This window comes from Kordia sp. (assembly GCF_045105435.1).
In the GTDB taxonomy this organism is placed as follows: Bacteria; Bacteroidota; Bacteroidia; order Flavobacteriales; family Flavobacteriaceae; genus Kordia.
This window is the reverse complement of record NZ_JBGCDL010000266.1, coordinates 1-8,990: the sequence shown is the minus strand read 5'-3', so window position 1 is coordinate 8,990 and position 8,990 is coordinate 1. Positions and strand designations below refer to the sequence as shown.

Genomic DNA, 8,990 nt, shown 5'->3' with positions numbered 1-8,990 from the left:
CTTCTCATATACAGTTGTGCAAAAAACAACAACGAAACGGTTGTTGCAGCAAAGCTTTTTACAAAATTAAAAGCACAAAGAACAAACGTATCTTTCAATAATAAATTGGTTGAAACCGATTCGCTAAATTATTTCAACTATACGTCCATTTATATGGGCGGCGGAATTTCCGTAGGCGATATCAATAACGACGGACTATCCGATCTTTTCTTCACAGGAAATCAAGTCGAAAACAAACTCTACGTAAACAAAGGCGATTTAACCTTTCAAGACATTTCATCAAAAAGCAACACACAAGGTGACAATCGTTGGTACACAGGAACGACAATGGTTGACATTAATAATGATGGATATTTAGACATCTACTGTTCAGTAGCAGGGAAAGATGGCAACAAAAAAAATCAACTGTTCCTAAACAACAAAGACAACACCTTTACGGAAGCTGCCGAAAAATACGGTATTGCAGATGAAGGAAACTCAATTCAAGCTACTTTTTTCGATTATGATAATGATGGCGATTTAGACATGTATTTGGCTAACTATCCAATCTCGCATCCATCTACGTCCAACATGATTTATAAAAATCGTATGGAGAATGTCAATTCGATTGAATCTGACAAACTCTACAGAAACGATGGCGAAACGTTTACCGATGTGTCGGAAGAAGCCGGCGTAAAAAACTATAGTTTCTCTATCGGTATCGCTGCCGCAGATATTAACAATGACGGTTGGCTCGATATCTATGTCTCTAACGATTACAGCATTCCCGATTTTATGTACATCAACAATCAAGATGGAACGTTCAAAGAAGTCATCAAGGAAGCCACAAATCAAACCGCATTTTACGGAATGGGCGTTGATATTGCCGACATTAATAACGATGGTTTCTTAGATATCTTTCAAGCAGACATGGATGCAGACAGCAATCGCCGCCAAAAAGCAAACATGGCAAGCATGAATCCGCGATTATTCTATGAAACAGTTTTATACGGATTTCACTATCAGTACATGCACAATTGTATGCAACTCAATACTGGATTTAGCGAAAATGACGTGCCAAAATTTTCTAACATTTCACGACTCACAGGAACTTCGTCTACCGATTGGAGTTGGGCACCATTATTTGCCGATTTCGATAACGATTCACACAAAGATTTATTTGTAAGCAACGGAACACGAAAAGAAATCAATAACAAAGACTTCTTCAAAAAAATAGGAAAAAAAGCATACGACAAACTATCACTTCTAGAAAAAAGCAAGCAAATTCCAAGTGAAAAAATAGATAACTTTATGTTTCAAAACCTTGGCGGATTGGAATTTGAAAAAGTCAATCAAGATTGGGGAATTGAACACAAAGGATTCTCAAATGGCGCTGTCTATGCCGATTTAGACAATGATGGCGATTTAGAAATCATTCTCAATAACATAGATCAAGAAGCAGTCATATTTCAAAACAATGCAACTAACAATTACTTAAAAATTCAATTCAAAGGAACCAACACAAACAAACACGGTTTAGGTTCACGCGTTATCATACATGCTGATGAAAAACAACAAATACAAGAATTAACCTTAACAAGAGGATTTCAATCATCTGTTGCACCAGAATTACATTTCGGATTGGACAAAGCAACACAAATAGACAGTCTAAAAGTAATTTGGAACGATGGGAAAATCTTCATACAAAAAAATATAAAAACCAACCAAACACTTGTACTCAATCACGATCAAGCAGTTCCCAAAACCAAACACCCAAAACCGATCACCAAACACCTTTTTACAACCAACACAACACTTTCCAAAACCATCAAACACCGAGAAAACGATTATGACGATTTTGCAAAACAAGTTTTATTGCCACACAAAATGTCTACGCTCGGACCTGCAATTGCTTCCGCAGATGTAAACAATGATGGTTTAGAAGATATCTATGTCGGTGGCGCATTCGGAATACCTGCTACATTATATCTACAAACAAAACAAGGCTTTACACCACAAAAAACAACAGCTTTTGATGCTGACAAAATCTCAGAAGATACAGGCGCTTTATTCTTTGATCCCGATCAAGATGGCGATCAAGATTTATATGTTGTCAGTGGCGGATATGAATTCTCTGAAAAATCAGACTTTCTAAAAGATCGCTTATACATCAACGATGGAAACGGTCAATTTCAAAAATCGGAAACGGCAATTCCAAACAACAACATTAGCGGATCGCGAACGTACACATTAGATTATAACAAAGATGGAAAGCGAGATTTGCTAGTATTAGGAAGACAAACGCCTGGGAAATATCCGTTTCCAACATCAAGCTATCTTCTCGAAAACAATTCAACAAAAATGGCTATACAATTTACAGATCACACAAAAAAAACGGCATCTTCTCTCGAAGGAATCGGAATGGCAACAAGCGCAATCATTACCGATTTCAATAACGATTCGTGGGACGATATTATCCTTGTCGGAGAATGGATGCCAGTCACCATTTTACAAAACAACAAAGGTGTTTTTGAAAACATGACCGAAAAAATGAAGCTGCAAGAAACTACAGGTTGGTGGTGGAGCATCAATCAAGGTGATTTTGACAATGATGGCGATATGGATTACATCATAGGAAACAACGGACTTAACTACAAATACAAAGCTACCGAAGACGAAACCTTCGATATATATGTGGAAGATTTTGACAAAAACAAAAAAGAAGACATCGTTCTCAGTTACTACGATGATGGCGAACAATATCCTGTGCGCGGTCGCCAATGTTCCTCACAACAAGTACCAGGAATCAAAGAAAAATTCAAAAACTACGACGAATACGCAACGGCAACGCTCATTGATGTGTACGGAAAGAAAAAACTAGAAGAAGCATTACACTATCAAATAAAATCGTTTGCAAGTATCTATTTAGAAAACACAAAAAACGGTTTCAAAATTCACCAATTGCCAATACAAGCGCAACTATCAAGCATCAACCAAATACTAATTGATGATTATGATAATGATGGACATTTAGATGCGCTCATTGCTGGAAACTTATACAATTCCGAAGTAGAAACGCCAAGAAATGATGCAAGTTATGGCGCGTTCTTAAAAGGTGATGGAAACGGAAACTTTCAAGCAATACCAGTTTCGCAAAGCGGATTTTTCACTACAGGCGACGTAAAAGATTTACAACACATAAACATTGGAAATACACCATACATTCTTTCCATAAAAAATAATGACTTTATACAATTCATCAAACACAACAAATAATAACACACAACAAATACAGTTTGTCATAACAATACACAAACAGACTTTTTACACCAACAACACCTATATGAAAAAAACAACTTTATTTTTTCTGCTTATCGCTCTTATGAGTTGCAAAACGAATACAAAATCTACCGAACTTATCGCAGAATTAGCTTATGAAATACCTGCTAAATTGGGCGAAGGCGCTTTTTGGGATTACAACAACGGACTGCTATATTGGATAGATATTATTGGAGAAACACTCAATGTTTACAATCCCGTAAACAATACAAACAAAGAAATAAAAATGCCTGCACCAATTGGTACTGTTGTGCCTTCAAAAGCAAAAGACAAAGTCATAGTCGCACTAAATGATGGTGTATATGTAGTAGATATTGGTACAGAAAAAATTGAAAAATTAACGGATGTTGAAGCAGAAAATAAAGGAACACGATTAAACGACGGAAAATGTGATCCAAACGGAAACTTATGGGTTGGCTCAATGGATTATTCGCAGACGAATCCTGGCGGAAATCTATACAAAGTAAGTCAAAGCGGAGAAGTCGCTAAAATGCTTGGAAACATTACTATTTCTAACGGAATCGTATGGAGCAAAGACCACAAAACCATGTATTATATTGATACGCCAACGGGAAACATTCGCGCGTTTGATTTTGATGTAACGACAAGCACTATTTCTAATGAAAGAATTGTTGTTACAATTCCAACAACAGAAGGAGCGCCGGACGGAATGGCAATTGACGAAAACGACATGTTGTATGTTGGCTTATGGAATGGAAACTGTATTGCCAATTACAATCCGAAAACGGGGAAACTCATCCAAAAAATAAAAGTACCTGCACACAATGTTACTGCTTGTGCATTTGGTGGTGCAGACCTAGATATTTTATACATCACAACATCAAATTTAGACATGACAGATGAAGAAAAGGCGAAATATCCATTAGCAGGTTCACTATTCAAAATAAAACTCGATGTAAAAGGCGTAAAAAGTACGTTTTTCAAAAAGCCAATCATGCCAGTTTATGCAGAAATAGCACATTAATATGAAAAAAATATACACACTTGTTTGCATTATCGTATTCACATTAATTGCTTGCGAAACGGAACAAAAACCAACAAACGAACTCGAAGCAAAAGTGTCGGAACTACTTTCCAAAATGACACTCGATGAAAAAATAGGGCAACTCAACCTACGCGGAACATCAAGTAGAGTAAAAGGAAAATTGCCCGATTCGCTAAAACAAGCCGTTCGCGATGGAAAAATTGGCGCGTTTTTAAACGTAAGCAATACAGATTATGTGGACGAATTGCAACGCATTGCCGTAGAAGAAAGTCCAAACAAAATTCCGTTAATCTTTGCGCGCGATGTCATTCACGGATACAAAACCATATTCCCAATTCCACTCGCAATGGCAGCAAGTTGGGACGCACAAGTAGCGGAAAATTCCTCCAGAGTTGCGGCTGTAGAAGGCGCTTCTTTCGGAATTCGTTGGACGTTTGCACCCATGTTAGACATTGCCAGAGACAGTCGTTGGGGACGCATTGCCGAATCGCCAGGTGAAGATCCGTATTTGGCTGCAAAGCTATCAAAAGCCTATGTGAAAGGTTTTCAAGGCGATAGTTTAAACGATCCTACAAGTATGATTGCCTGTGCAAAACACTTCATCGGTTACGGAGCCGCAATTGGCGGACGCGATTACAACACCGCCGTAATTAGTGATGCGCAATTGCACAACATCTATTTGCCGCCATTCAAATCGGCAGTAGAAGCAGGTACACAAACTTTTATGACAGCTTTCAATGAAATGAACGGAATTCCAGCTTCGGGCGATCGAAGATTATTGACAAACGTATTGCGAGAAGATTTCGGCTTTGACGGTTTTGTCGTATCCGATTGGGATGCTGTCAAAGAAATGATTCCACACGGTTTTGCCCAAGATCAAAAACATGCAGCGGAACTTTCCTTAAACGCAGGTTTAAATATGGAAATGACGAGCAAAACTTTTGAAACGTATACCAAAGAATTATTGGAAGAAGGGAAAATAACAAAAGCGAAAATCAATAGTTTAGTCGCAGATATATTAAGAGTCAAGCTCAGAATGGGCTTATTTGAAAAACCATTTCGTGTAGATAATAGCAATAATTTATATGCAGCTGCACATTTAGAAATGGCAAAAGAAGCCGCAATAAAAAGTTCGGTATTGTTGAAAAATGAAAACAATATTTTACCATTAAACAACAAAACAAACATTGCTGTAATTGGTCCGTTGGCAGACAAACCAAGAGAACAGCTCGGAACTTGGTCTTTTGATGGTGATGGAAAATATACAAGAACACCAGTCAATGTGTTTCACGACAAAAATGCAAACTACACTTTTGTAGAAGGTTTAGCATACAGTAGAGACCAATCGACCAAAGATTTTTCAAAAGCAATTGCAGCGGCTAAAAAATCAGATGTCATTCTGTTCATTGGTGGAGAAGAAGCCATTCTTTCTGGAGAAGCACATAGTAGAGCTGATATAAATCTGCCTGGAGCGCAAGAACAACTCATCAAAGCATTAGCAAAAACAGGAAAACCAATCGTATTAGTCATCATGGCAGGAAGACCAATTACTGTTGGAAATATAATTGATGATGTAGACGCCATTTTAATGACGTGGCATCCTGGAACAATGGGCGGACCTGCAATTTACGATATGATTTTCGGAGTTGCCGAACCAAGCGGAAGATTGCCTGTAACATGGCCAAAAGTAGCGGGACAATTGCCGTTATTTTACAATCATAAAAACACAGGAAGACCTGTAATTCCTGAAGAATTTGTACAAATGGATAGCATTCCAATTGGCGCGTGGCAAAGCTCACTAGGAAACACATCGCACTATTTAGACATTGGATATTTGCCACAATATCCGTTTGGTTATGGATTAAGTTACACCACATTTGAATACAGTGATTTGACGCTTTCAAGCAATGCAATTTCTGAAAAAGGAACACTCACGGTAAAAGTCACCGTGAAAAATACAGGAAAACGAAAAGGAAGTGACATTGCGCAATTGTATGTGCAAGATGTAGTTGGACGTATTACACGACCTGTACGCGAATTAAAAGGATATCAAAGTGTTTCTTTACAACCGAATGAATCTAAAGAAATTATGTTTACACTTTCGTTGGATGATTTAAAATACTATGACAATCAAGAGGAATTTGGTGTAGAAAAAGGTGTTTTTAATGTTTGGATTGGGCAACATTCAGCCACTGGAAAAACGGCAAAATTTAGTTATGAATAAGCTCTCTGTCGTTAATGAAATAAGTAGTTTCGGAAAAATAACCGTTGGAAAATTTCTTGTAGAAACTATCGGAATTCTGTTTGTAGATGCAGATGTATTTCATTCAATAAATAACATTAAAAATCTCCAGCGGATGTATCTTAAAGATAATTTTCAACTCATTCAAAAACGCATGAAACAACGCAATTTGATGTATTAGAAGCGTCGACGTACGGAATGCATCTTTCCATAAAAATTCGCCAACAAATATCATCAAATAAAATTAAAACTCGGAACATGTCAACACAAACGAAATTAACCTTCAAAGAAAAAATTGGATACGCATTAGGCGATACGGCAGCAAATATTGCATGGCGAACTATCGGTCCTTTTTTGCCTATATTTTACACCGATGTTTTTGGATTGGAAGCCGCAGTAGCAGCGACACTAATATTTGTAATTCGTTTGGGAGATGGTGTAACCGATTTGATTATGGGAAATATTGCCGATCGTACCAAAAGTAAATACGGAAAATTTCGTCCTTGGTTGTTATGGACAGCGTTGCCATTTGGAATTGCTTTAGTTTTACAATTTACCACACCAGATTTGAGTTTGACAGGAAAAATCATTTGGGCGTATGCTACTTCTATCTTTTACACGTTGACTTATACCGCGAATAATGTTCCGTATTCTGCGTTAATGGGCGTAATGACGAGTGATGTTAAAGAACGTACTGAACTTTCTTCTTATCGTTTCTTTGGCGCATACTTTGGCGGAATTATTGCTACAATTGGTGTCATTGCATTGGTAGATTATTTAGGGCAAGGAGACGAAAATATAGGATATCAATATACCATGTATGTATTGGCATTTATTTTGGCAGGTTGTTCTTTAATTACCTTTTACACAACTCGTGAGCGTGTGCCAGCAATTGCAACCAATGACATAAAAGAAGACTACAAAGATTTAATTAAGAATAGAGCTTGGTTAATTTTACTATTTATAGGATTTGTATTTGTAACCTATAACGTGATCAAGCAAAGTGCAACCATGTATTACTTTACACATTATGTAAATGACGAAAATAATCTGTTTGGTAGTTTAACCGCTTGGGGCGGGAAAAATGGATTGGCAGGATTGTACCTTTTGTCATTGCTAATTATCTCTATGATTTCTACCGTTTTTGCACCTGCGTTGACGCGAAAGTTTGGAAAAGCAAGATTGTTTATCATCAGTATTTTATTTTCTGCTGTTACGGCAGGCGCGATGTATTGGCTAGATGCGAATGAAGTTGGGACTATTTTTACCTTGGGAATTATCTCTGAATTTGGCGCAGGATTAATGCCAGTATTATTCTTTGCAATGTTGGGTGATGCTGCCGATTACTCGGAATATAAAAACGGACGCCGTGCTACAGGATTGATCTATTCGGCAGGAACATTTGCCATGAAATTTGGTGGCGGAATGGCAGGATTTATGACACTTATGATTTTAAATTGGTATAACTATAATGGTGATGAAGCTGTGGTGAAAACTCCCGAAATGTTAGAAGGAATCAAGTTGAATATGAGTATTGTACCCGCCATATTTGTACTTGTTGGAATTGTAGCCTTGTTATTTTATCCGTTAACTTCAAAGAAGGTAAAAGAGGTTGAAATAGCATTAGATGAAAGACGTGCGGAGCGATTGTCTTAGTTTGATGATTTTTTTAAGATCTTGTTAATAAGAATTTGATTAGGTAACAAAAGAAAATTACCCAAAAAATAAGTATCGGAGTTGACATAACATAAATTGGAATACTGTGTTTTTTTGAGTTTAAAAATTGAACTTGTTTTTTAGTTCTTATAATAGCGATCAGCGCTAAAACTGTTGATAGAATAATTAGAGGAACTAGTATAAATATGGTGACGAATGTACCATCAGGGTCAAATTTTGGGCGTGGAAAATAAGTTTTAATCACAGTTATAAAAAGAACGATTCCTATAATTAAACAGCCACTTATAAGTGAAAAAATGAGATTCCATTTTATTTTTTTAGCTAGATTCTTATGCATCTTTTAGTTTTAGCCATTCTTTATAAGTAACGACTCTTTTTTCAGTATTTGATTTCGTTTTTCCTTCTAAGACTCCAATGAATTCAAGTTCGTGTCCGTCTGGATCATTGAAATAGATTGAAATAGCGGGCATCCAAACAAAAACCATGGGACCTTTTGTTCCATCATTCAAAAAATTCCAGTAAGTAATATTTTGAGATTTTAAAAAATTCTCGGATTCGTTTTGAATCCAATCTGGATCACACTCAAACGCATAATGGCGAATATCAATTTCTTCTTTAGGTTTTTCCCATAAACCTAACATTGCTTTTTTGTCTTCTCCAATCCAGAAAAAGGCAATGCGTCTTTCCTTGTCAAAACGACATTGTTTTAATTCCATCTTATTCGCATAAAAATCTATGGAACGTTCA

6 protein-coding genes are annotated in these 8,990 nt (G+C 36.8%); 5 read left to right on the top strand and 1 reads right to left on the bottom strand.

All coding sequences use genetic code 11. From position 1 onward, the window contains the following. The 5 genes from AB8B65_RS13740 to AB8B65_RS13720 all read left to right on the top strand — a co-directional run. On the top strand, nucleotides 1-3,255 hold a 3,255-nt coding region (locus tag AB8B65_RS13740), incomplete at its 5' end, for a VCBS repeat-containing protein (protein ID WP_405301692.1). Nucleotides 3,256-3,322: 67 nt separating this feature from the next. Beyond that, nucleotides 3,323-4,303 (top strand): SMP-30/gluconolactonase/LRE family protein, encoded by a 981-nt coding sequence (locus tag AB8B65_RS13735; protein WP_405301691.1) that lies wholly within the window; start codon nucleotides 3,323-3,325, stop codon nucleotides 4,301-4,303. A 1-nt stretch (nucleotide 4,304) separates the two neighbouring features. Continuing rightward, complete coding sequence (bglX, locus tag AB8B65_RS13730) at nucleotides 4,305-6,548, top strand: beta-glucosidase BglX (RefSeq protein ID WP_405301689.1); 2,244 nt, start codon at nucleotides 4,305-4,307, stop codon at nucleotides 6,546-6,548. After that, a complete protein-coding gene (locus AB8B65_RS13725; protein ID WP_405301688.1) occupies nucleotides 6,541-6,747 on the top strand; it encodes a hypothetical protein in 207 nt (68 codons plus the stop codon). The genes bglX and AB8B65_RS13725 overlap by 8 nt, the downstream gene beginning before the upstream one ends. Before the next feature lie 77 nt (nucleotides 6,748-6,824). Next, complete coding sequence (locus AB8B65_RS13720) at nucleotides 6,825-8,222, top strand: MFS transporter (protein WP_405301686.1); 1,398 nt, start codon at nucleotides 6,825-6,827, stop codon at nucleotides 8,220-8,222. A gap of 350 nt (nucleotides 8,223-8,572) precedes the next feature. Here AB8B65_RS13720 and AB8B65_RS13715 read toward each other — a convergent pair. Next, nucleotides 8,573-8,990 (bottom strand): VOC family protein (locus tag AB8B65_RS13715; RefSeq protein WP_405301685.1); only part of this gene is annotated, 418 nt, incomplete at its 5' end.